The 21894-nt window shown below is 25.4% G+C and carries 31 protein-coding genes, 1 tRNA gene and 1 pseudogene; 11 read left to right on the plus strand and 22 right to left on the minus strand.

The annotated features are described in order from the left end of the window. Positions 1–132: 132 nt before the first annotated feature. Entirely contained in the window at positions 133–339 is a 207-nt protein-coding gene (locus ABNT63_RS10310; protein WP_348735674.1) for a hypothetical protein, read from the minus strand. A gap of 184 nt (positions 340–523) precedes the next feature. On the opposite strand from ABNT63_RS10310, the gene ABNT63_RS10315 reads away from it, so the two are divergent. From ABNT63_RS10315 to ABNT63_RS10350, 8 genes are all read left to right on the plus strand, one after another. Beyond that, the gene (locus ABNT63_RS10315; RefSeq protein WP_348735675.1) at positions 524–985 is read left to right on the plus strand and encodes a hypothetical protein; all 462 of its coding nucleotides are present in this window, start codon (positions 524–526) and stop codon (positions 983–985) included. Positions 986–1002: 17 nt separating this feature from the next. After that, positions 1003–2103, plus strand: coding sequence for a hypothetical protein (locus ABNT63_RS10320; protein ID WP_348735676.1), 1101 nt, complete (start codon positions 1003–1005; stop codon positions 2101–2103). Positions 2104–2109: 6 nt separating this feature from the next. Continuing rightward, positions 2110–2439: a hypothetical protein gene (locus ABNT63_RS10325; RefSeq protein ID WP_348735677.1), complete on the plus strand. Its 330-nt coding sequence runs from the start codon at positions 2110–2112 to the stop codon at positions 2437–2439. Positions 2440–2472: 33 nt separating this feature from the next. Next, a complete protein-coding gene (locus tag ABNT63_RS10330) occupies positions 2473–3054 on the plus strand; it encodes a hypothetical protein (protein WP_348735678.1) in 582 nt (193 codons plus the stop codon). Then, positions 3044–3307 (plus strand): hypothetical protein, encoded by a 264-nt coding sequence (locus ABNT63_RS10335; protein ID WP_348735679.1) that lies wholly within the window; start codon positions 3044–3046, stop codon positions 3305–3307. Before ABNT63_RS10330 ends, ABNT63_RS10335 begins: the two co-directional genes overlap by 11 nt. 232 nt (positions 3308–3539) lie before the next feature. Continuing rightward, positions 3540–4346: a hypothetical protein gene (locus ABNT63_RS10340; RefSeq protein ID WP_348735680.1), complete on the plus strand. Its 807-nt coding sequence runs from the start codon at positions 3540–3542 to the stop codon at positions 4344–4346. Then, positions 4327–5139 (plus strand): hypothetical protein, encoded by an 813-nt coding sequence (locus tag ABNT63_RS10345; protein ID WP_348735681.1) that lies wholly within the window; start codon positions 4327–4329, stop codon positions 5137–5139. The genes ABNT63_RS10340 and ABNT63_RS10345 overlap by 20 nt, the downstream gene beginning before the upstream one ends. Positions 5140–5257: 118 nt before the next feature. Beyond that, entirely contained in the window at positions 5258–5458 is a 201-nt protein-coding gene (locus ABNT63_RS10350) for a hypothetical protein (protein WP_348735682.1), read from the plus strand. A gap of 283 nt (positions 5459–5741) precedes the next feature. On the opposite strand, the gene ABNT63_RS10355 is transcribed toward ABNT63_RS10350, so the two are convergent. From ABNT63_RS10355 to ABNT63_RS10400, 10 genes and pseudogenes are all read right to left on the minus strand, one after another. Next, complete coding sequence (locus ABNT63_RS10355; protein WP_348735683.1) at positions 5742–5933, minus strand: hypothetical protein; 192 nt, start codon at positions 5931–5933, stop codon at positions 5742–5744. A 4-nt stretch (positions 5934–5937) separates the two neighbouring features. After that, complete coding sequence (locus ABNT63_RS10360) at positions 5938–6399, minus strand: hypothetical protein (RefSeq protein WP_348735684.1); 462 nt, start codon at positions 6397–6399, stop codon at positions 5938–5940. Then, positions 6393–7226, minus strand: a pseudogene (locus tag ABNT63_RS10365) (RecT family recombinase). The gene ABNT63_RS10360 and the pseudogene ABNT63_RS10365 overlap by 7 nt, the downstream one beginning before the upstream one ends. A gap of 81 nt (positions 7227–7307) precedes the next feature. After that, complete coding sequence (locus ABNT63_RS10370) at positions 7308–7643, minus strand: hypothetical protein (RefSeq protein WP_348735685.1); 336 nt, start codon at positions 7641–7643, stop codon at positions 7308–7310. A 78-nt stretch (positions 7644–7721) separates the two neighbouring features. Next, the gene (locus ABNT63_RS10375; RefSeq protein ID WP_348735686.1) at positions 7722–8093 is read right to left on the minus strand and encodes a hypothetical protein; all 372 of its coding nucleotides are present in this window, start codon (positions 8091–8093) and stop codon (positions 7722–7724) included. Then, positions 8093–8290, minus strand: a complete 198-nt coding sequence (locus tag ABNT63_RS10380; protein WP_348735687.1) for a hypothetical protein — start codon at positions 8288–8290, stop codon at positions 8093–8095. The genes ABNT63_RS10375 and ABNT63_RS10380 overlap by 1 nt, the downstream gene beginning before the upstream one ends. 143 nt (positions 8291–8433) lie before the next feature. Further along, a complete protein-coding gene (locus ABNT63_RS10385; protein ID WP_348735688.1) occupies positions 8434–8595 on the minus strand; it encodes a hypothetical protein in 162 nt (53 codons plus the stop codon). Between the two features lie 3 nt (positions 8596–8598). Beyond that, the gene (locus tag ABNT63_RS10390) at positions 8599–8787 is read right to left on the minus strand and encodes a hypothetical protein (RefSeq protein ID WP_348735689.1); all 189 of its coding nucleotides are present in this window, start codon (positions 8785–8787) and stop codon (positions 8599–8601) included. Positions 8788–8804: 17 nt separating this feature from the next. Further along, complete coding sequence (locus ABNT63_RS10395; protein WP_348735690.1) at positions 8805–8960, minus strand: hypothetical protein; 156 nt, start codon at positions 8958–8960, stop codon at positions 8805–8807. A 593-nt stretch (positions 8961–9553) separates the two neighbouring features. Next, the gene (locus tag ABNT63_RS10400) at positions 9554–9790 is read right to left on the minus strand and encodes a hypothetical protein (RefSeq protein ID WP_348735691.1); all 237 of its coding nucleotides are present in this window, start codon (positions 9788–9790) and stop codon (positions 9554–9556) included. 145 nt (positions 9791–9935) lie between these two features. On the opposite strand from ABNT63_RS10400, the gene ABNT63_RS10405 reads away from it, so the two are divergent. Further along, complete coding sequence (locus ABNT63_RS10405) at positions 9936–10883, plus strand: Mbov_0401 family ICE element transposase-like protein (RefSeq protein WP_348737193.1); 948 nt, start codon at positions 9936–9938, stop codon at positions 10881–10883. Positions 10884–11029: 146 nt separating this feature from the next. Here the strand turns inward: ABNT63_RS10405 and ABNT63_RS10410 are convergent, their stop codons facing one another. The 4 genes from ABNT63_RS10410 to ABNT63_RS10425 all read right to left on the minus strand — a co-directional run bounded on the left by ABNT63_RS10410 (position 11030) and on the right by ABNT63_RS10425 (position 12081). Continuing rightward, a complete protein-coding gene (locus tag ABNT63_RS10410; protein WP_348735692.1) occupies positions 11030–11182 on the minus strand; it encodes a hypothetical protein in 153 nt (50 codons plus the stop codon). A gap of 37 nt (positions 11183–11219) precedes the next feature. After that, positions 11220–11351: a hypothetical protein gene (locus tag ABNT63_RS10415; RefSeq protein ID WP_348735693.1), complete on the minus strand. Its 132-nt coding sequence runs from the start codon at positions 11349–11351 to the stop codon at positions 11220–11222. A 267-nt stretch (positions 11352–11618) separates the two neighbouring features. Continuing rightward, a complete protein-coding gene (locus ABNT63_RS10420) occupies positions 11619–11912 on the minus strand; it encodes a hypothetical protein (RefSeq protein ID WP_348735694.1) in 294 nt (97 codons plus the stop codon). After that, positions 11890–12081, minus strand: coding sequence for a hypothetical protein (locus tag ABNT63_RS10425; protein ID WP_348735695.1), 192 nt, complete (start codon positions 12079–12081; stop codon positions 11890–11892). The genes ABNT63_RS10420 and ABNT63_RS10425 overlap by 23 nt, the downstream gene beginning before the upstream one ends. Positions 12082–12187: 106 nt before the next feature. On the opposite strand from ABNT63_RS10425, the gene ABNT63_RS10430 reads away from it, so the two are divergent. Then, positions 12188–12385, plus strand: coding sequence for a hypothetical protein (locus ABNT63_RS10430; protein ID WP_348735696.1), 198 nt, complete (start codon positions 12188–12190; stop codon positions 12383–12385). Between the two features lie 202 nt (positions 12386–12587). Here ABNT63_RS10430 and proS read toward each other — a convergent pair whose 3' ends face one another. The 5 genes from proS to ABNT63_RS10455 form a co-directional block, all read right to left on the minus strand. Then, entirely contained in the window at positions 12588–14012 is a 1425-nt protein-coding gene (gene proS, locus ABNT63_RS10435; RefSeq protein WP_348735697.1) for a proline--tRNA ligase, read from the minus strand. 3 nt (positions 14013–14015) lie between these two features. Next, the gene (locus ABNT63_RS10440) at positions 14016–14702 is read right to left on the minus strand and encodes an acetyltransferase (RefSeq protein WP_348735698.1); all 687 of its coding nucleotides are present in this window, start codon (positions 14700–14702) and stop codon (positions 14016–14018) included. A gap of 59 nt (positions 14703–14761) precedes the next feature. Then, positions 14762–16300 carry a cardiolipin synthase gene (gene cls, locus ABNT63_RS10445; RefSeq protein WP_348735699.1) on the minus strand — a complete coding sequence of 513 codons (1539 nt, stop codon included), beginning with the start codon at positions 16298–16300 and terminating at the stop codon, positions 14762–14764. 115 nt (positions 16301–16415) lie between these two features. Continuing rightward, positions 16416–16506, minus strand: a tRNA-Ser gene (locus ABNT63_RS10450). Positions 16507–16575: 69 nt separating this feature from the next. Beyond that, positions 16576–18168, minus strand: a complete 1593-nt coding sequence (locus ABNT63_RS10455) for a potassium transporter TrkG (RefSeq protein ID WP_348735700.1) — start codon at positions 18166–18168, stop codon at positions 16576–16578. A gap of 103 nt (positions 18169–18271) precedes the next feature. Between ABNT63_RS10455 and ABNT63_RS10460 the strand changes: the two genes are divergently transcribed. After that, positions 18272–18973: a potassium channel family protein gene (locus ABNT63_RS10460; RefSeq protein WP_348735701.1), complete on the plus strand. Its 702-nt coding sequence runs from the start codon at positions 18272–18274 to the stop codon at positions 18971–18973. 9 nt (positions 18974–18982) lie between these two features. Here the strand turns inward: ABNT63_RS10460 and gatB are convergent, their stop codons facing one another. Both gatB and ABNT63_RS10470 read right to left on the minus strand, forming a co-directional pair. Then, positions 18983–20425, minus strand: a complete 1443-nt coding sequence (gene gatB / locus ABNT63_RS10465; RefSeq protein ID WP_348735702.1) for an Asp-tRNA(Asn)/Glu-tRNA(Gln) amidotransferase subunit GatB — start codon at positions 20423–20425, stop codon at positions 18983–18985. Continuing rightward, positions 20418–21893, minus strand: coding sequence for an amidase family protein (locus tag ABNT63_RS10470; RefSeq protein ID WP_348735703.1), 1476 nt, complete (start codon positions 21891–21893; stop codon positions 20418–20420). Before ABNT63_RS10470 ends, gatB begins: the two co-directional genes overlap by 8 nt. Position 21894: the final 1 nt, after the last annotated feature.

Genomic DNA, 21894 nt, shown 5'->3' on the forward strand with positions numbered 1-21894 from the left:
TAAGGAATACATTCTTGCAACTTTTGATAATGAAAAAAGAACAAGAAGAATTATTTAATAATATTTTACAAGCAATTTATAATAAAAGTTATTATTTAAACATAGAAATAAAATAGAAAGATAATTATCTTTCTATTTTATTTCTTTTTTACATTCTTGCAAAAATTCAATAGCTTTGTCAATTATTAGACAATCTATTTCTATTTTTATAGATTTTGTATTTAGTAATTTATCATATTTATCAAGTAATACATGATTTTCTCTTTTATATGGGTAATATTCTTTTAAATTAAAAATACCGTAATTATCATCTTTGTCAAAAATAATTCTTTTATTCATATTTTACCTCATTTCAATTTCATTATAACACTTTTATATTATTTGTTTAGTATTTTTATACATAAAGTATTGTATTTATAAACTATTGGTATATACTTAAATTATATTTTAATCTTTTTGTATTAAAAAAGAGTTTATGCTGACTTGTTAATCGGACAAGAATAAAAAAAGAGGAGTTTATAAAATGGCACTTACAAAAGAACAATTAATCGAACAAGGTTTAAGTGAAGAAATTGCAGAAAATATCTTAAATCAGTTTAATAATGAAGAAAAGAAAATTAGAGAAAGTGTGCAAAAACGAAAAGATGTTATATCAAAAGAAGACTTTATTAAATTATCTAATGAATTAGATGAATTAAAAGCATTTAAAGATGTTCCATCTACTAAAATTGAAGATATTAAAATTAATTTAGAAAAAGTTAGTGGTAATTCTTTATCTGAAAAAATGCAAACTTTAAAAGAATTAAAACCTGATTTGTTTGTTGAAGATCAACCATCAGTTTCACCAACTAATTTTATTAAAGATATTATTGAAAAATCGGTTGAAAATAAAAATGATGAAATTGAAACTATTAAAGAAAAAGAAGCATATACTCCTGATGAAATTAAAAAATTAACTGATTATACACTTAAAAACCTTAGATAATAAGGGAGTGAAATATTATGGCAACAATTAACTTGCCACAAGTACCTTTTACATTACAAGGTAATACAACAGATCAAAAAGCGTATGTTGATATGGTTAATGCTTTATTGCGTGGACCTTTATATAATGAATATGCAAGTATTATGCAGTGTGCTACTGCAACCGCAGAACAAGTTGCTTGATTACCTAATGCTGGTCAAGCGTTATATAATTTAACTCATCGTATGGTATGACAAGATGATTATTTATTTCCTAATGGTGGGACAACTCAAACAATGGGATTAACAAGAATTCCAGTACCTATTGATAAAAGATTTAATTTAAAATTAATGAATGAAGCTTTTGACTTAGCATTAATAGAACAAAATATTAAAAATGGCGTTGTTGCTGATGCTATTTCTAGTGTTGTGCAAAATAAATTTGTTAATTTAGAATGTGAATTAATTCAGGCTATTTATGATTATTGTTTAGCAGATGGTCAATATGAAGTAATTCCATTTCGTAGTTATACAGCCGAAAATGCAGATGATGCAAATAAAGCATTCTTTACATTAAATGAAACTTTGATTGAATTAACAAATCAAATTAGTAATTTATATTTTGGTTTACCAACAGATAAAATGTTTATGGTTTTAGGTCGAAGATCATGTTTAAGATTAACACCTGCTTATTTAAAAGCAATTGGTTCACAAGCACAATTAAAATCGATAGTTAATGGTGAATTATATGAAAATACAGCAATGGGTATTCCAGTATCAAAAAGCTTTCATTTAGAAAAAACATATACAAAAGGACAAGTTAACCGTGATAAAGGTTATAATTTTACTAATGTAAATGGTTTAATTATTAATAAACAAGTATGAGTTTATCCAATTAATATGGATACTATTCAACAAGTTTTAGATAATGATACTGCTAACCCTAAATGAATTGGTAAAGTTCAATATGCAACACCAACTATTTTATATCCAAAAACATATAAAATTATTTTGGAAAAACAACCAAGCCAAGATGAAATTACTGCCACTAAAAGTAATCTAAATAAAACTTTTAGATTTCCAGTTGATTATCTAATTTCAGCATCAAAACCAGAATCAAAACCAAATAATCAAGGTTAATATAAAATGAATTTACTAATATTACGCGTTTTAACTTTATTAGTATCTAATTTAGAAAATAAATCTTTAATAAGTAAATTTGTAAATTTAATTAATAGAGTTAATCAAGTTCAAAATAAAATATTAAAGCCAATTAATTATATTAGTGATAAATATAATAAAATTACAAATAAAGTTGAAGATATTTATCAGTGATTAAATCCATTTACTTATTTAGATTTAATTAAAAAATGTCATAAAAAAGAAATACAACAAATATTAAGTCAATTAGAAAAAGATAATAATATTAAAAATAGAGAACAATTTAAAAATGAAAATTATTTAAATACTAATTAACAACCTTTAAATAGTAGTTGACTTGATAGTGGTATGTTTAATATTACAAATAAGTTAACTTTAACTTTAACAGGTAATTTAACTATTTTAATATATACAAAAACAGCAAAACATCCGAAATTTTATGGTCCATATGTTTATCCTAGTGTTCCAGTTGAAATTTGAAAATTATTAAATAATGCTGTATCTAATGCAGGAACTTTATTTTGGCGTTATTGATTAAGAAAATTATTACCTAGTCATTTAAGAAATTATATTAAAAAACGATTACCGCAAGCATTAAAAGAAAAATACCCCAAAGGAACCACTAAATTAACATTACCAACAGTTCAAAAATTAAATCAAATTAAAAAGTTTATTAATAATTTAAAAATTGGACATTTTAATTTTAATTTTGCTGGTGAAATTAATAATAAAAAATGGTATCGTGAACGCCGAAATGATGTTAAAAATATTAAGAATTTATATAAAACACCAGTTAAAAATATGTTTTACAAAACTAATCAAACTATTAAAAAAATTAAAAAAGTACAAAGAAAAATTAATAGTTATAAGTCAAGTAATTTAAAAAATAAATATCGTAATCAATTAAGGGGTGTTTTATATGGAAAATAATTTAAATAATTTGTTATTTATAACAGTTGAAGATGTTAAAGAAAGTAAACTTTGACAACCTATTAATGATAGAAAACAATCTGCTTATAATGATAATTTAATTTATAATGCTATTTTAAAAACTAGTTTATGAATGGATAGATTATCAGGTGAAACAATTTCCGATAAGATTAATAAAAAAGAATTATTTCCATGAGTAAAAAAAGATAATACTGGTTTAATTGAATATGATAAATGATTAAGTTATATTTAATCTGCTTGTTTATTAGCAGTTATAAATTGATATTTACCAAAAGGAGTTAATGATTTAACTGGTAGTGCATCATTTTCACAAGGTTGTTTTGCTTATTCACAAACTAATGATCCAGAATCAAATGAAAATATTACCAAAGATGTTAAAAATGCTTTAAAATTAGCAGGTGAAATAATTGATATTATATCTAGTAAAACAGTATCTAGACCTTATAATTATAATTTAGATAATTATGCTCATCCATGAGAAGAAGAATATAAGCATATTAGTAAAAAAACTTTTTATTTCAACATTATTATTTTGATTAAAAGAACGATTACAAACAGATAATTCAATAAATATTACTTATCCAACTGTTAATGATTTTTCTAAAATTGATTATAACGAATATATTAAACTTATTGTTCCATTTGATAATGATAGTATTTATTATGATGAAATTAATAAAGTATGAAAATCTAATACTGGCAATATTATTAATCCAGAGTCTATAATGAAAACATTAAATCTTAATGATTTTGTTATTACTGAAGGTGGTAATAATAAAGGTAAAATATCTGTAACAAATGGTTATAATGATGAATTAGCAATTGATGACCCAACAAGTGGTGGTGAATTTGTTAATTATATGAAAACACGACAAATTGGAATTAAATTAATACATACTGAAAGTGGAAAAGCGAATGCTTCATTTAATCAAAAAACGGATGAATTAGAAATTTGAGATCCAGCATTTAAAAATAATGATATAACTGCTAATTTTGAAATTATTAAAACAAGTACAACATCAGAATTAAAAACAACTGATGATACATTGTCAACTACTAAATATATTAATGAACATTATCAATTAAAAGGTAGTGGTTATAATAATTGAGAAGTTGTTAATACTAGTGATTTTAAACCTAATGATAAGCAATATATTTTACCAGTTATTCCTAATGGAATATATAAATATAAAGTTGAATTAGGATATTTAAAAGAAAATAAAACTATTTATAAAAGTTCATTAATTTTTAGTGAAAAAAAACTTTGATAAAAATTATGATGTAGTAGTTGGAAATACCTTTCGATTTTCAGGGTTACCTATTTTTACAATATCTATTAGTTTAAGAAAAGGTTATCAAAATACTGTTATTAGTTTATTAAATCAAAATGGCGTTAAATATGAAATGCAAACATTAAATATTGAAAGAAAAAAAAGTAATTTAGAAAGGATTTTAGTTATGAAACACGATAAAACAACTTGATTTAAAGGTGCTCTTCCTTGAAATTGATTTAAAAAAGACCTTATTCCGATTTATAATTGAACTCATAAAGATATTAAAGATTGAGAAAGAAAATATAAAATTCGTAGTTGAGTAGTTAGTTTTTATACATTGATATTTTTAACATTAAATTGTTGATTAGAATATGGCATGATTAATGCAATAAAAGATAATATTAATTGATATAATTATGGTCAATATTGAGGTAATGAAATTGCTATTTTACTAACACCTTTATTTACACACGGAATTCAGGGTATATTTGTTGCTAGTAGTAAATCAAAAGTTGATATGAAAATTGATATCCCTCGATTAAAAATATCTAAAGTAAGATTAATATTTACAATTTTACCTTTAATAACTTTAATAATTTCTTTAATTATTATTTGAATTGATAAATCAAAATGAAAAAAAGACCATTTAAGACATTATTTGGACTGCCGTATTAATCCGCGTGTTATTCAACCACGAATAGCAAAAGTATGAAACAAATTAGATGGTATAACGGAAGAAAAATTAAAAAATATACAAGATGAAAATAACAAAGAATTAAATTTAAAATAGACTATATATAGGGGTGGTTGATATTTTTGGGTGGTTATATAGTTTAATTTATAAATTATTTTGTTCTGAAAGGATAGATGGCCACTGTTTGAGTAAGGATAGAAAGGAATTAAATAAAATGAATGAAACATTAATGATTGTTTTACTTGTGTTAGCAGGTGCGGGTGGAATGGGTAGTCTTGGTATTCTAGGCTTATCTGCTAAAAAAATTAAAAAATATAAAGCAGAAATTAGAGAATTAAGAACTGCTGTTATTTTTCATGAAAAACATTTACGAGGATCTGAATATGCAACAGAATTAGCATTAAAAACAGGTTAAATTAAAAATGTTAAAAAACAAGTTAAAGTAAACAACAAAAAACAAGCACAAAAAGATGCTATTAGACAACTAACAAATAGTATTTAAAAAAATAACCTTAATTGGTTATTTTTTATTTGTTTTTAATATAATTAAATTCTTTTCACCATATTTATTGATTAAATATTCTCAGTCTTAGATTAAATTTATATTTACATCTTCAGGGTCTGTACCAGTTATATATTCACCAAGGGCAGTTTTACATGGGCGATTACCTTGTTCTGAACGATAACATAAAATATATTTATTCATGTTCTTCCCTATCTTTTTTATTGTGTTTTATATAAAAATTAATAAGATATTCTATTTTTTGTGAATAAGTAAAGTCATTAAATTCATTTCAAACTTTTTCTTCATTTTCATTTAAGTAAATATTAACATTACGAATTAATTTAGAATAATATTTTCCTGTTTTTTGATTAAATGAATGTTTCATAATATTAACCCTTATAATTAGCAATAATAATGGCATCTCTTATATGGTGAGATATTTTTTCATTATTATATTTTCAACCTTTACCATATTGATAAGTTAAATTATTATCTTTTTCATATTCTCATATACAACCATCATTATATTTACTTAAATTTTCCATATTTTTAACAATTGATTTAGTATGTCTTGGTGATACTCAATTAATATTACTTACTTTTTTCGTATTGTATTTAACTGTTCCAATTACTTTTAATAAATCATCTCTATCTTTACTAGTATTAGCAGATGTATATAAACAATCTTCAATATTAATAATTGCATCTGGTCTTAAAAAATCTAAAATAATATCGGGTTGTGTAATTCGGTTATTATTTTTATATTCTAATTTTTTAATTAATTTATTATCTTTAAAAACAACAATAGCCGTAGTACCAGATCCAGAAGGGTCAATATCTATTTTTATCATGCGTATACATCCTCATCATTGTTAACTGCTGGTACTACATTAGAGATATTTTCTTCTTTAACTACATTATCGTTTGTGTTCGCTATTTCATCATTACATTGGGTATTTATATTATTTGATAATGTTTCATGGCTCATATGCCCCTGATTTTTAGCGATATTACTATCATTATTAATATAAATCTTTTCATCATTAGTTGTAATAACTGCTTGATCTGATTTATATGCTTGTTGTAATTCAACTGACATAATACCCCATCTTCGTAACAAACTAGTTAATACTGTTTTTAATGCCATTTCATCAAAAGTAGCAATATAAAATGATTTATTTTTAGCATAAGTTTTATAATATTTCATAAAATGATTTTCCATTTGTTCTTTGGTCATATATAGTGTTTTTTCAAAACCATTAACCATTTTAAAATATGCTACATAACCTATAATTGGTAATTTTTCTCGTTCATCTTCATTTTGTATTCAATTAAAACTAGTTCCTTTTAAACGATCATAATTTATTAATTCACCATCTTTGACATCAGATACTGAAATATCTAAATATTAACCGCTTCTTTGGGCTAATTGAATATAATTTTTATAACCCATTTGAAATTGTGCTTGATTAACTCATTCTTGTATTTCGCGACCATTAATAATTCTTGTTATTTTAGTGTTATATGGAACAACATAAGCATAACCAAATTGTCTTTCTATTGGTAAATTTAATAACACCCCTTGATAACAAGCAGTCATAATTGTTTTTGGATCTGCTTTTTGTAATAATTCATTACTATTTGATATTGCAACTATATTACTTTTAAATCTTGCAATTTCATTTTCATTTGAAAATTTACTTTTAATTCAATTAGTAGCTCTGTATCAGTTCTTAAAAATTCTACTATATTTGCCATTTTATTTAACTCCTTTATTTATTTTGAATTTAATACCCTTAATTCCAATTAATTTAGTATCTGTATTTGTATCTCATTGTGCTTTAATTATGTTTTTAACTAACTTTTCATCAACAATTAAATATTTAATTAGTTGTTTTAATTCATATTGATTAGCATTTTCTAAAAAATTATTATCAATTCCTAAAATATCAATATCTTTGATTAATAATTTTTCTTTAATAAAATTAATACCAGCTTTTTTTAATTGTTTTGATTCTAATGATTTATCAATTTCAGCTACTTTTTCCATAACTCTAACTTGTTCATCTTGTATTTGATCTATATCTAACCCCATATCAACAGTTAAATTATTTGCTTTCTCAATTAATTCTTGTTTTTTTAATTCTTGTTCTTTTAAAAACTCTTGTTGTTTTTATTTGCGAGCTTGTATCAAATTATTATTAATTTCAACTCTGTATCTTTCAATATAATTTCTATAATTAGTAATTATTTTACCAATTCTATTATGCTCATCTAATAATTTTTGAACAGGTTCTAATCATTCTTTAAAAACAAAATTATTTTTAGTAATAGCACTTGGAATATCTTTTAAATGAACATCTTGATAACCATTTAATGCATAATGATTAATATGTCTAAAAATATACTCAATTAATTCTTGTTTATTTTCTTCTTTAATTTTTTGAACATTATACGCTAGAAAACTTTCATTTTTAAAATCCGCTTCGTTTAAAGGAAATTGAAATGTAATATTATTTACTGTATTTTTTACAATATCACTCATTATTTATCCTCCTTATTAGATAATTTGTCATATTTTGAACTGTCAACTAATATTCAATCGATAGAACCTGTTGAATATGGATTTTTGTAAAAATCTTCTTTATATAATTGTTGTTGTTTTAATTCTTCAAGTTCTTTTTTAAGTTTTTCGTTTTCTTCTTTAAGTTTGTTAAATTTAATTGATTCTGTTATATTCATTTTAAATTTCCTCCAAATTCATATCCATAATTAAATTATTAATATATTCATAAGCACTATCTTATGAATAGCAATAATCTTCTAATGCAATGTTAAATAAATCATCTTCGGTATAAACTTTGCCATCTTCATCTTTTCACATATTATTCACATCATTTTCATTTAATATTTTCACTTTCTAAATCAATAATTACTGTTGGATAATACTTTTCATTTTTAGCAGTTATTTTTGCTTCTTCAAAAGTATAAAATGAATATGTAGTTAAATATTCATTTTTAATAATTAATAAGTATCTTTTAGTCATAATTTATTCCTCCGAATTCTTTTTATTTACAATTAAATTTTCTAATTGATAAACTTTTAATCAATGTTCTTCACATAATATAATTTCTTTTTTATAACCTAAATTTCACTCTAATTTATCACCAATTTTTTCAATATAATTATCTCCAAAATAAGCATTTTTATTATTACAATTAATTTTTTGACATTTCATAGGTTAGTTTCTCCTAATTATTTTTTACCTAATGCTCACTGTTCATCAGTCATATCTTCAAATGATACTGAATAACTTTTAAGCATTAATTCTTGTAATTTATTTTTTTGATCGCATTTAAAACAATAACCTCAATATTTTTGTTTAAGACAAATTTTATTTAACTTTTTCATATTTACCTCCTAAATTATTCCTTTTATTTTTTGGTCGATTTGTAATATTTTTCAACCATCTGATGCTAAATCTAAAATATCGTTAATTTTTTAATATTGCATATAAGAAGCAATAACATCTCACTTGTCTTTAAATAAATTTAAGTACATTTTAGCTCATTCTAAACATTGCAAATCATAATGCTTTTTATGATGTGAAATACGACAATTAATAGGTTGACAATTAACTACAAAGTACTACAATGTTCTACATTTTGTAGTTGTTTGTAAATTTGTTAGGCCGTGTATATACACCTCTTCATCCGCACCATTTCAGGTCAAAGCGTTTAGTTTTTAAAATAAATCTACTCGCACCTTGAAGAGCCTAATGCTAATCGCAAATTTATTTATAATGTGATCACCTCTTTATTTTATTGTCGTTCGATGTTGACCTCGCACTTATCACGACTATCGCTTAGTTATAAAACCAGTGCCGATTTACATATTTCCTCATACACTATTTCAGTACTTGCCTCGGCCGGCGGTGGGAATGAGTTGATACTCATGTTCTTATGGAAACACTTAGTTATTTAAAATAACCGTCCCACACTGCATTAAGTTGTTTTATAAAATTTAAGTTTTAAAGAACCAGTTTCTCAATCAAAGATAATTTTTGAATTTTCTAAGCGTTTATAAAACCGCTTTTGTGTTTTATCTTTTACTTTATTCAATAAATCTTTATGTTTTTCACAAGTTCATAAAACTTTATTTGATAAAAATTCTTCGGTAATGAATGATACTTTTTTATAACAATCATTAACATCACATATTTTTTGTTGTTTAATTATCATTACCTCCTTTTAGGAGTTGTTTTATTTCAAATAAAAAAACAACCCTTTTAATAAGAGTTGTTTTGTCCTATTTCATTCTTTATTCTACATTTTTAAAAAACGAGATAAAATAAAATATTTTGTAAAAGAAATAAAAACTAGAAAAATTAAAACAGAATTTGGAATATTAATTTATAAGAGAAGAATTTACAAATATCTTTATAATGGTAAGTGAAAATATGTTCCTCTTGTTGATAAACAATTTGGAGTTGAAAAATGACAAAGAATAATTAATGATTTAAAATTAAAAATAATTGCTGAAATAGTAAAAAATAAAAGATATAGTGATATATTAGATATGTTTAATTGTAAATTACATTTTTCATCTGTTTCGCGTATTTTACGAAAAGCATTAATAAAAAGAAAAGATAAAAAAATAGATTTAAAAAATTGAGAAAATTTATATATCAATTTGGATGATGCACATGTAACTTTAAAAAATAAAAATAATAAATCTTATTTGCAAACTGTTAGAATAATTTCATTTAATACTGGAAAAGAAAATAATAAATTTTTAAATAAAAAATATTGTTATTTTTTTCTTAATAAGAAAACTCAAGGAGCAGAATTTAATGCTTTATTTATTAAAAAACAAATTCAAAAATTTTTTAAAAATTATGAAAATATTAAATTAATTATTGGTGGGGATAGTGCTAAATGAATTAAAAAAACTGCTAAAATTTTAGATGGTATGTTTATATTTGATAGATTTCATGCAATAAGAGAATTAAAGAATAATATATATTGTGGTAATCGTAGTAAAGAATCCTTTAAAAATTATTTACACGCAAAGGAATTATTTTTACAATGAAAATACGACGAATTTATAACTTTTTTAAAATCATTACAGAATGAAAGAATTAAATTAAGGTATTTTATTAATTTAAAAAATGGTATTTTAAATCAAAATAAAGAGTGAAATATTGGCGTATCTGCTGAAAGTGATGTTTCAAGAATTGTAAAATCTTGTTTGGGATATGGGAATAAAACATTTTCATTTTCAACATTTAAAAATATTTTGGATTTAAAAATTATGAGATTTAATTTTAGTTAATTTAAAATAATTTAATTTTAATTTTTAAACTATTTTTTAGTATGTTAAAATATGAAATTATTTTTTGTATTTTTATTTTTTTGTGTTATTATGTCTTTATAAAAGAAAAAAGTTTCTTGTTTTTAAATAAATTAAATAATACCCGTTTATATGCAACACTCCCCAAATTTTTGTTCTGGTTGCAACTCAATATTCTCATCGTCTTTATTAAAAACACGTAAATTAACTTTAGGTTTATTATTACTAATTAAAATATTTTTATAAACATAAATAAAAATAGCACTTAAAAAAACTAACATTGAGAACAAAAAACCAAGAATAATAACTAATCTTTTATTAAAAATTTTTTTCATCTGTAACTAATTTTTGCTCCACAAAAAAATCAAATTCAAATTGTGTTAATAAATCTTGGTTAAATTCTTTATTATAATAATTAGGTAATTGTTGAGTAACGATGCGATAAGTCATTGTTAAGCATTTAAACCAATTTGAATTAACAAAAAAATTATTATTAACATTTATTTTAGGAATAATTGGTTTAAAAATAAAATTTTGAACAAGATTAAAATTAAATCGTTCTATTGTTGTAATAAAATTTATTTCGCTTTGTGCAAGAAAGGGATTAACAAGAAAATTATTTAAGGTTAAATTATTATTTGCTTCAATTTCAATTTGGTTTTTGTTTTGATTATAAACTGTATTTTCAGCAAAAAAATGTTCATAAACCTTCTGTGCTTAATTATATTTTAAATAACCTTGTAAAATCTTAAAATTGTATTTTGTTTGTTTACTAATTATCATCGTTGTTGTTGGAATTAAAAGATGCTGATTATTAAAAAATGTTCATAATTTTGCTATTTTAGTATGAAAATCAATTGGAAAATCGATCATATCTAAAGAATTGAAAACACTTAAACCACGTAATGCAAATAAACTAGTTATTTTTACTCCACTTATTTTTTGTGGAATTAATTGAAAATAATTAGCAAAAATATCATAAAAAGTTTTAAATTTTTTTTTGTTTTTCATCGTAATTTTTATATTGAAGGATTCCGAACAATTTTTTTGTTTGTTTAAGAAAGTCTTTCTTATAATTAAAATTTAAATAAAATTCTTGATAAGAATTTTTTGTTACTAAATCATTGTCCCAAAGATTAGGTGCATTAATAACTAAACTAATTTTATTTGTTTTATTCATATCAAAACACTAGGCTGGAATAATAACTTTTCCTCATTTTGAGTATTCCACTTGTGTTTGTGATATTTTTAAAATTGTTGAACTAGCGGTTGCTTGTAATTCCGTTGTGATTTGACATTATTTTTTATTATTAATATTTCAATATACTTTTAACATTGAAAAATTAAAATTAAATTGAAAAAAACGTTTTTTTAAAACATCAAGCAATTTGGTGTTTGGTTCGTGGTCAGTTTTATATTCTGTTGTTAATTCACCAGTTGGAGTAAACCATGGTTTTAAATTGCTAATATTAGGACGAATATAAAAAGCATAGGCTTTACTATTATCATCATTATCAAAAGCAAATAAAGGAATTGTTAAATCTAATGCTAAATTAATTTTATTATTAGAAGCAAACTGAAAAGAATTATAAACTGCTAATGACTATTCAATAAAATTTTGATTAAACAAATAAAAACCTCCTTTACAATTGAAATTTATCAAAAATAAAAGAGATTTCCTTGTTATTAATAAGCTCGCGCAAAATAAACTAAATTAGTTGCTGGTTGTCTGCAATGAAAACAAGTTGTTTTTTTTGTTGGCACATCAAATGGAATACAACGTGATGTTGTTTGTGTTTCAGCTTTAATTGTATCTTCGCACTCAATGCGACCACAAAACGGCACTAAAAATAAACCATTCATTTTTGCTAAAGTTTTTTTATACTCTGAATAATTATCGATTTTTTTTGTTCGTTGATGACGATTATCCAAAGCTCTTTGGTATAAATTTGTTGCAATTTGATCTAATAAATCAGAAACTACTTTTTCAACTTCTGTTCAGGAAACAGTAATTTTTTCAAAAGTATCACGTCGAGCAATTGTAACTTGTTGCTGTGCTAAATCACGAGCTCCAATTTCAATTCGCAATGGAATTCCCTTAATTTCCGCATTAGCTGCACGAAACCCAAAACCTTTGTCTGATTGATCAATTTCACAACGATATTTGTGTAATTTTTTTTGTAGTTGCTCAACTGCAGATAATTTCTCATCATTATCATTGTTAATTGGTAAAATCATAATTTGAATTGGCGCAATTTGCGGTGGTAATACTAGTCCATTATCATCACTATGTGTCATAATAAGCCCCCCTATCAAACGCGTTGAAACCCCTCACGATGTTGAATAAGCATATTCTAAAGTATTTTTTTGATTTGAAAATTTAATATCAAATGCTTTAGAAAAATTTTGACCAAAATAATGACTAGTCCCACATTGTAAAGCTTGACCATCATACATTAAAGATTCGATCGTATAAGTTTCTTCTGCTCCAGCAAATTTTTCACGTTCTGTTTTTTGCCCTTTAATCACGGGTAATAATAAAGTTTTTTCTGCAAAAGTAGCATAAATATCTAAAATTTTTAAAGTAAATTGCTGTGCTTCTTGTTTTGAACTATGAATTGTATGCCCCTCTTGTCATAAAAATTCACTTGTACGTAAAAACGGACGGGTAGTTTTTTCTCAACGTAAAACATTAACTCATTGATTATATAACAGTGGTAAATCATGATAACCTTGGATTTCTTTACTAAAAAAGGTTCCAAAAAAAACTTCTGATGTTGGTCGAATGTATAATTCTTCATCTAAGACTTTATCTCCAACTTTTGTTACTGTTACAATTTCTGGTGAAAACCCTTCAATATGTTCTTTTTCTTTATTAAAAAGAGTTTTTGGAATTAGTAAAGGAAAATAAACATTTTTTACACCATTTTTTTTAAATTCAGCATCTAAAATTTTTTGAATATTTTCTCAAATTGCATATCCATAAGGTTTAAAAATAGTTGTTCCCTTGACTGGCCCATAGGTAATTAAATCGGCATTTAAAACAATATCAGTATATCATTGCGCAAAATCAACTTCACGCAGAGTAATTTTCTCTAACTTTCTCTTCATTCTTTACTTCTTTCTACCTTCTGTTAACACATTAGAAACATTTCCTTTTTCACCTTGAAAAATTTTAAGTTTTAAATTATTACTTTTAACATACATTTGAATTCGATTTAAATACTGATTATTTTTCATTAATATTCAGCGAATTGCTGTTGGTTTCACATCTTCAAAAACTTTTACGCGGCGGGTTACATCATCATATTCTCAATCTTTTTTTGTTAAATGAAATAAATTTTGAATATCAATTGCAATCACAGCAATTTGACTTGGATCAACTTTTTGCTCTGCAATTCAACTTCAAAAATAATGTCGCGTTGAATTATCTAATTCAAACTCTAAATGATCTGGTTTTTCTAAATATGTTCAAACAATATATTCACTTTCTTTTGCTAAATGAATATTATTAACTGGTTGTAGTCCAAATTCCAATTGCCGCAAAACATTACTAATATCAGTATAAAATAATAATGACTTAATTCGCTGGCGATTTAATTCTTTAATAATTTTGTGCGTTTTACGCCGTTTAAAACTAAAACCAGTTTTAATTTTACTATTATCATCTTCATCTTCAAACAAACTACTTTCTAAATTATCTGATGATGACAATGATTTTTCTTGTAATAAGTTATGCTTTTTTTCTGTTTGATGTTCTTTTTCTTTGTCATCTTTATTTTTTAATTTATTAAATAGCATTATACCCCCTCCTTCACATATTAATTATACAAAAAATTATTCTTGATATTAGCATTAACTTATAAAATTGGTGCGACTAATTTTAAACATGTTAACAATAGTCGATAACTCAAGGGTTTATATTTAATTGGTCATTTCTGTCATAAAATTGAATGTTCATAATCTCATTCCCAACGAGGAATAAAGCTTGCGACTACCTCTGGATCATAAATAACTGCTGTTGTTTGATGGTCAGAAAAGAAACTACGGTAATCTAAATTACAAGTCCCAATCACAGCAATATCATCATCAAAAATAGCAATTTTATTATGACTAAAAGTATTATTCATTTCATAAATTTTAACACCACTAGCAAATAAAGGTTTACAGTAACTTTTTGTTATATCTAAAACAAAAATTTTATCAGTCAAACCTGGAATTGTTAAACGAACATCAACTCCAGCACGTGCTGCAAGAATTAAAGCTTGAATAAGATCATCTGGTGGAATAAAATAAGGAGTTGATAATCAAACTCGTTTACGAGCTTTGTTAATTAATGAAATATATAGGTCTTTGGTAATGGAATGATCAATGCTAGGACTATGATTAACAATTTGTAAATGTGATTTACCCTTCATATTGTATTGTTTTGGTGCTAAAATGGCTGGTTCTAAATCTGTGATTATTTCATGACGTTTAGTTGCAAAAAATCAGTCATCAGCAAAAATTACTTCCAAACCTCGAACCGCTTCACCTTCAATTCGTACTTGTGTATCATGAAAAATTCCAAACTTTCATGATTTATCAGCATATAAATCGGCTAAATTAATCCCACCTGTATAACCAATTAAACCATCAATAATAACATCTTTACGATGATTACGATAATTGGCGTTCCCACTAATAAAAGGTGTAATAATTGGTAAATATTTATGAACTCTAACACCAGCTTTAATTAATTTTTTAATACTTTTTTTACTAATTTTAAAGTAACTACCAACATGGTCATAAATCATATAAATCCGAACACCAGCTGCAATTCGCTCTTTTAAAACTGCTAAAAAAGATTCAAATAGTTCACCATCAGCAACAATAAAATAAGTTAATAAAATATATTGTTGTGCTTGTTGTAAATCTGTTAATAATGATTTAAAAATACGGGTCCCATTTGTAATTATTTTAATTTTATTATTTTGGTATAGTGGCTTATTTGCATGCCGCATTAATAATTCAACAACATTCCCAAATTTTTGATTAGGAGCAGTATATTTTATTAAACATGTCTTATTTTTTTTACAATAAGTATCATATTCTAATTTATTTAAATGATTGTACAACAATGATTTTTTATTTGAATAATGGTATTTTCGACCAAAAAAAACATATGAACATAAACCAATAAATGGCACAAAATTAATAAAAATAATTCAAGAAAATTTAACTTCATAACGTCGTTTGGAAAAAAAGAAAAAGAATGAGAAAATTAAATCAATAATAACAATTCCTAAAAAAATATATAAGAATTTAACATTGAAAATAATAACGACAACAAGTAACCCCATAATCGCCATACCAAATAAAAAAATCATTGATAAAATAATTTTTAATCAATTTTTCATTATGCTTCCCCTTTATTGCACAATATTACTACTTTTATTATACCAATAATTTAAAAAGAGTTATAAAAATTATTTATAACTCTTTATTACTTTTTTTCGTTAAATGTAAATTAAATGGCGGAACAGGAGAGACTCGAACTCTCGCGCCAGTTACCCGACCTAACACCTTAGCAGGGTGCCCTCTTCACCAACTTGAGTACTGTTCCGTGGTGATACCCTATATATTATACAAAAGATATCATTTTAAACAAGAGAAAAAGATTATTTTTTTCAACCTATCCAATTAAAATATTTTCTTCAACATAACTGTATTCTTTTTCACCACTTCCACGAATTGAAACTAATAATGTTGAAGAAACTCCTAATTGCCCAATAAACATTAATAGAATCAATATTAAAGTACTTAAAATACCAATGTTATATAGCTCGGTAAAATTTAAAGTACTTAATCCTGTTGTTCCAAATGCACTACAAATTGTAAAAAAAGTATTTAAAACATCAAGATGAGGATTTTCAGCACTAATACAGATAATGGCAATTGCAATTAAACCTCCTGAAATAACAGTAACTCCTAACGCTCGTTTTACTGTTTCATTTGGGATTTTCCGTTTAAAAGCATTAACACTATTATTATTCCGAATAATAGACCAAATTGTAATGATAATAACAGCTAAGGTTGTTGTTCGAATCCCCCCTGCGGTAGAAGAAGGCGCTGATCCAATAAACATCATAATTGACATCACTATTCGTGATCCTGGTAAAAAGTTACTCATTTCAACTGTTGAATAACCTGCATTTCTGGTTGACATTGTATTAAAGAAAATATTCATAAAACCATTTCAATTTGATTTTGAATTTCGTAAAATACTTTCCATATGCTGAGCAGTTTCAGGATGGATTGTATTAATATTCGTAAATTCAATTAATCAAACACTAAAAACACCAATAATTGATAAACCAATATAAGTAATTAAATTAATTTTAGTAAATAAGGTAAATTTAACATGTTCTTTTCGTCGTCATGCTACAAATTTTCGTTTTAAATCGTAAAAAGTTGGAAAACCTAAACCGCCAATAATAAATTGGAATAAAAACACAAATTGAATAAAATAATTAGTATTATAAGGCATTAATGATGAATTACCAATAATATCAAACCCAGCATTATTAATTGATGAAATTGAATGGAAAACACCGCTTCATAAACTTCGTCAAAAATTATGATAAGTAACATTATCAATCATGAATTTTCCTTCTACTGATAACGGTGAAAAATAAAAATTACAAAATAATAAAATTGCCCCAAAACATTCCAAAATAATTAAAAAAATAAAACTATTTTTAATTAAATCCAATGTATGCCCAAAATTACTACTTCCTCGTTCACCTTGCACTAGCATTTTATCCTTAATTGAAATTTGACGCCCTAATCATACAAAAATCATAATTTTAAAAGTAGCAATTCCAAAACCACCTGTTTGAATTAAAATTAAAATTACCAATTGTCCCCAAAAAGTATAATCCGCTGCAGGATTACTAATTGTAATTCCAGTATCAGAAAAAGCACTAGCAGCAGTAAATAAACCAATTAAATAATTTCACGCAAAAGTAACTGAAGGGTTTAAAATTTTACCTTTTCCATCAAGAATCATCCGTTCTCCGCTATGAACAAAACCTGAAATTGATAACAGTAGTCCGCCTAAAAGAACAATTAAAATATAAACTAAAAATAATCTTCCCGATATTTTTGAGAAGGGTAACCAATGACGACGCCGTGTTAATGGTGCAGTTGGGTCATTATTACGTTGTCGTTTATTATCATTTTTTCTTTGAAAAATATTTTTGAAATATAATTGAAAAAAAACCATTTGTGTCCCTCTTTCATTAATATTATTATATACTACAAGTTAGTAATTATTGCTAATAATAAAAAAAATAGTATAATTAAAAGTGCAATAAGGGGGAAAGGGAATGGCAAGAAGAAAAAGTTTTGCAATTATTGGACTAAATAATTTTGGACGTTCAATAATTGAAACACTAATTGCGCGAAAACAACACATTATGGTCTTTGATATTAACCAAACTAAGGTTAATAATATGATTGCTAGTTATGAACAAGTTGATGGCGTAGCATTAGACGCAACAGTTAAAACAAATCTAATTGAGCAAGGACTAGACGAGTATGATACTGTCATTATCACAATCGCAAGTAATATTGAAGCTAGTATTTTAACAATCATTGGATTACAAGACCTTGGAATTACTAATATTATTGCGAAAGTAAAAGATATCCGTCATGCACGAATTCTAAAAGCATTAGGAATTAATAATATTATCCAACCCGATACAATGGCCGGAAGTATTACTGCAACTAAAGCAATGTTTGATATTGACATTGAAATGCAAACTGTTGATGAAAATTATGCATCATTAATTATTCAGGTGACTGATCCAAATATTGAAGGACAAACATTATCAGAATTACGTTTTATTAATAATAAAGATTATAATATTGTTTATGTTAAACGTAAAGGCCGTGTTATTTTACCCGGAGATGTTGAAACAATTAAATTAGATGATGAATTATTATTTATTGCTAAAATTAGTGCAATTAATGATTTAACAATTAAATTACAAAAAATTGATCAAGAATATGAAAAAGATGGTAAGTAACCATCTTTTTTATTTCCCTTGTTTCGCTGTAATTAATTCAATAACTACTTGTTTGCCAATTTCTGGGACAACTTGTCCTTTTGTTAATTTCATTAATTCACCCATAAAAAACTTAATTACTCGTTCTGGTCGTTGCTCATATTGTTCTAGCATTGCTATATTAGCATTAAAAACTGGCTCAATAATTGTTTTAATTTCAACTGGGTCACTAATTTGTTTTAATCCTAATTCAGCAACAATTTTCGTTGGAGCACAATCTTCATTTAAAATTCGTTGTAACACTGTTTTAGCTTGTTTATTTGAAATTACATTTTGATTAATTAACATAATTATTTCAACTAAATTTTGTGGTGTTAATGCTGTTTCACTTATTGTTAATCCCTTTTGATTTAAATAAGCACTAATATCACCAATTAAATAATGAGCAATCATTTCATAATGTGGTGATAACTTAATTGCTGCTTCAAAAAAATTCATTAAGGCATAATCTTGTAAAATAATTTCAATATCAGCCGGTTTTAAATTTAATTTTGATAAATAACGTTTACGTTTGACAGCTGGTAATTCTGGCATATTTTTAAGAACTTTTGTCATTCAATTTGGATCTAATTTAATTGGAAAAATATTTGGTTCAGAAAAATATTTATAATCAATAGCATCATTTTTATGACGCATTAAAACCGTTGTTTTTGTTTTTTCATCAAATCGGCGTGTTTCTTGTTCAATTCTTTTTACCATTAATAAAAGTTCACTTTGTCTTTTAATTTCATATTCAATTGCCTTTTCAACATTTGCAATTGAATTAAGATTTTTTAATTCAACCTTATCACCAAATGTTTTCACACCAATTGGACGTAACGAAATGTTAACATCGCATCGTAATGAACCCTCATTCATTTTAGCATCACTAACTTTGGTATAAACTAAAATTTCACGTAAAGCTTCTAAATATTGACGAACTTGAAACGCTGACCGTAATACAGGACGAGTTACAATTTCAATTAAACCAATTCCAGCACGATTATAATCTAATAACGTTTGGTCTTCTTCATGCAACTGTTTAGCAGTATCTTCTTCAATATGCAGACGTTCAATTTCTACTTTAAAAGGTTTATTATTCTCATCAATAATCGTTAAATATCCATTTTGACCAATTGGATAATATTGCTGCGTAATTTGAAAACCTTTTGCTAAATCAGGGTAATAATAATTTTTACGATCAAATTGAATGACTGGATCAATTGTCAAATTAAGTGTTTGGCAAGCAATTAACGCTAACTCAACTCCCTTTTTATTAACTGTTGGCATTACTCCTGGATAACCAACATCCATTGGATTAACCATACTATTGGGTTTAGCCCAATAACTCACTGCGCCAGAAGAAAACATTTTTGTCTTTGTTTTTAATTCAACATGATTTTCAATTCCAATTACTACCTCAAAATTAATCATGATTGTTCCCCCTTTCTGGTGCTACTTTATTTTTAATTCCAACAATCTCTTCAATTAATAAACTAGCATTAAAGACCTTTTGGTCAGCAAAAGGAGCAGCATTAACATTTATTCCAATTGGCATTTTATCAACAAAAGCAAGTGGAACAGTTAATGACGGATTACCCATTAAATTACCTAATACTAATAAATCATCAACATAATTTTCTAACTCTGCCTCTGTTAAAATTTGATCTTTAATAGTAGTAATTTTTGGAGCAATCGTTGATGCAGCTGGTAATAATAAAAAGTCATATTTTGCAAAAACAGTAGTTAAAGCATTGACAATTAAACGTCGTACTCGTTTTGCTTTTAAAAATAATAATGTTTGGTTATTTTTTGTTAAAGTATACGAACCAATAACATAACGACGTTTAACAACATGACCAAAACCATTAGTTCGTGAATTCATCATTACTTCTTGATAAGTGTCCCCATCAACTCGTGTTCCATAATTAATTCCATCCAACATTGAATGACTACTTACTGCTTCTGCAAAAGAAATCACCATATAAACTGGCATTAATGCTTTTAGTAAATCTTCTGGAAAATCAATTGCTGTAACACTAATTCCGCGGTCTGTTAATTCATCATATAAATGATCAAAATGAATTCTAATTTCATCTGGAAGAATCGCATGCGCATTTTTTAAATAAGCAAATTTTTGTTCTTTGATTTTTTCTGATGATAAATTTTTAAAATAACCTTGTTCCTTACTCTTTAATGAGGTTGCATCCTTGCGATCTTCTTGTGCTAAATAATCAAAAACAATTGCACTGTCTTCAACAGTTCGAGTAAAATATCCAACCGTATCTAATGATGGCGCATAAGGAAAAACACCATACCGTGAAATTAAACCATAAGTTGGTTTAAAACCAACAACACCACAATAACCTGCTGGTTTTCGTACTGAATCACCTGTGTCTGTTCCTAATGCAAATGGAACAACACCAGCTGCAACTAAAGCTACTGAGCCAGATGATGAGCCACCAGTAATCCGGCTCAAATCTCAAGGGTTTAAAACATCTCCTGTTAAGGCATATAAACCATGCCCACCCATCCCTAACTCATCCAAAGCTGCTTTTCCTAATAAAATACTATTGTTTTCTTTCAAAATATTAGTTACTGTTGATTCATAATTTGGAATAAAATTTTCTAAAATTTTTGAACTCGCCGTTGTCTTAATTCCTTTTGTTGCAAAATTATCTTTTGCAAAATATGGTAAAGCAAATAAATAATTATTTTTAGGAACAACAAAGTGGTCTAATTTAGCTGCCAAAGCTGTGGCTTCTGTTTTTAATTCTGTCACTGTTGCATTTAAAACCTGATATTTGTCTAAATTAGTAAAAGCATCCTTAACTATTTGCGATGGAGTAATTTTTTTAGCAACTAAAAGATGATGTAATTCTTTGATTGAATAAGCTGCCATT

Source organism: Spiroplasma endosymbiont of Ammophila pubescens (assembly GCF_964020965.1).
In the GTDB taxonomy this organism is placed as follows: Bacteria; Bacillota_I; Bacilli_A; order Mycoplasmatales; family Mycoplasmataceae; genus Spiroplasma.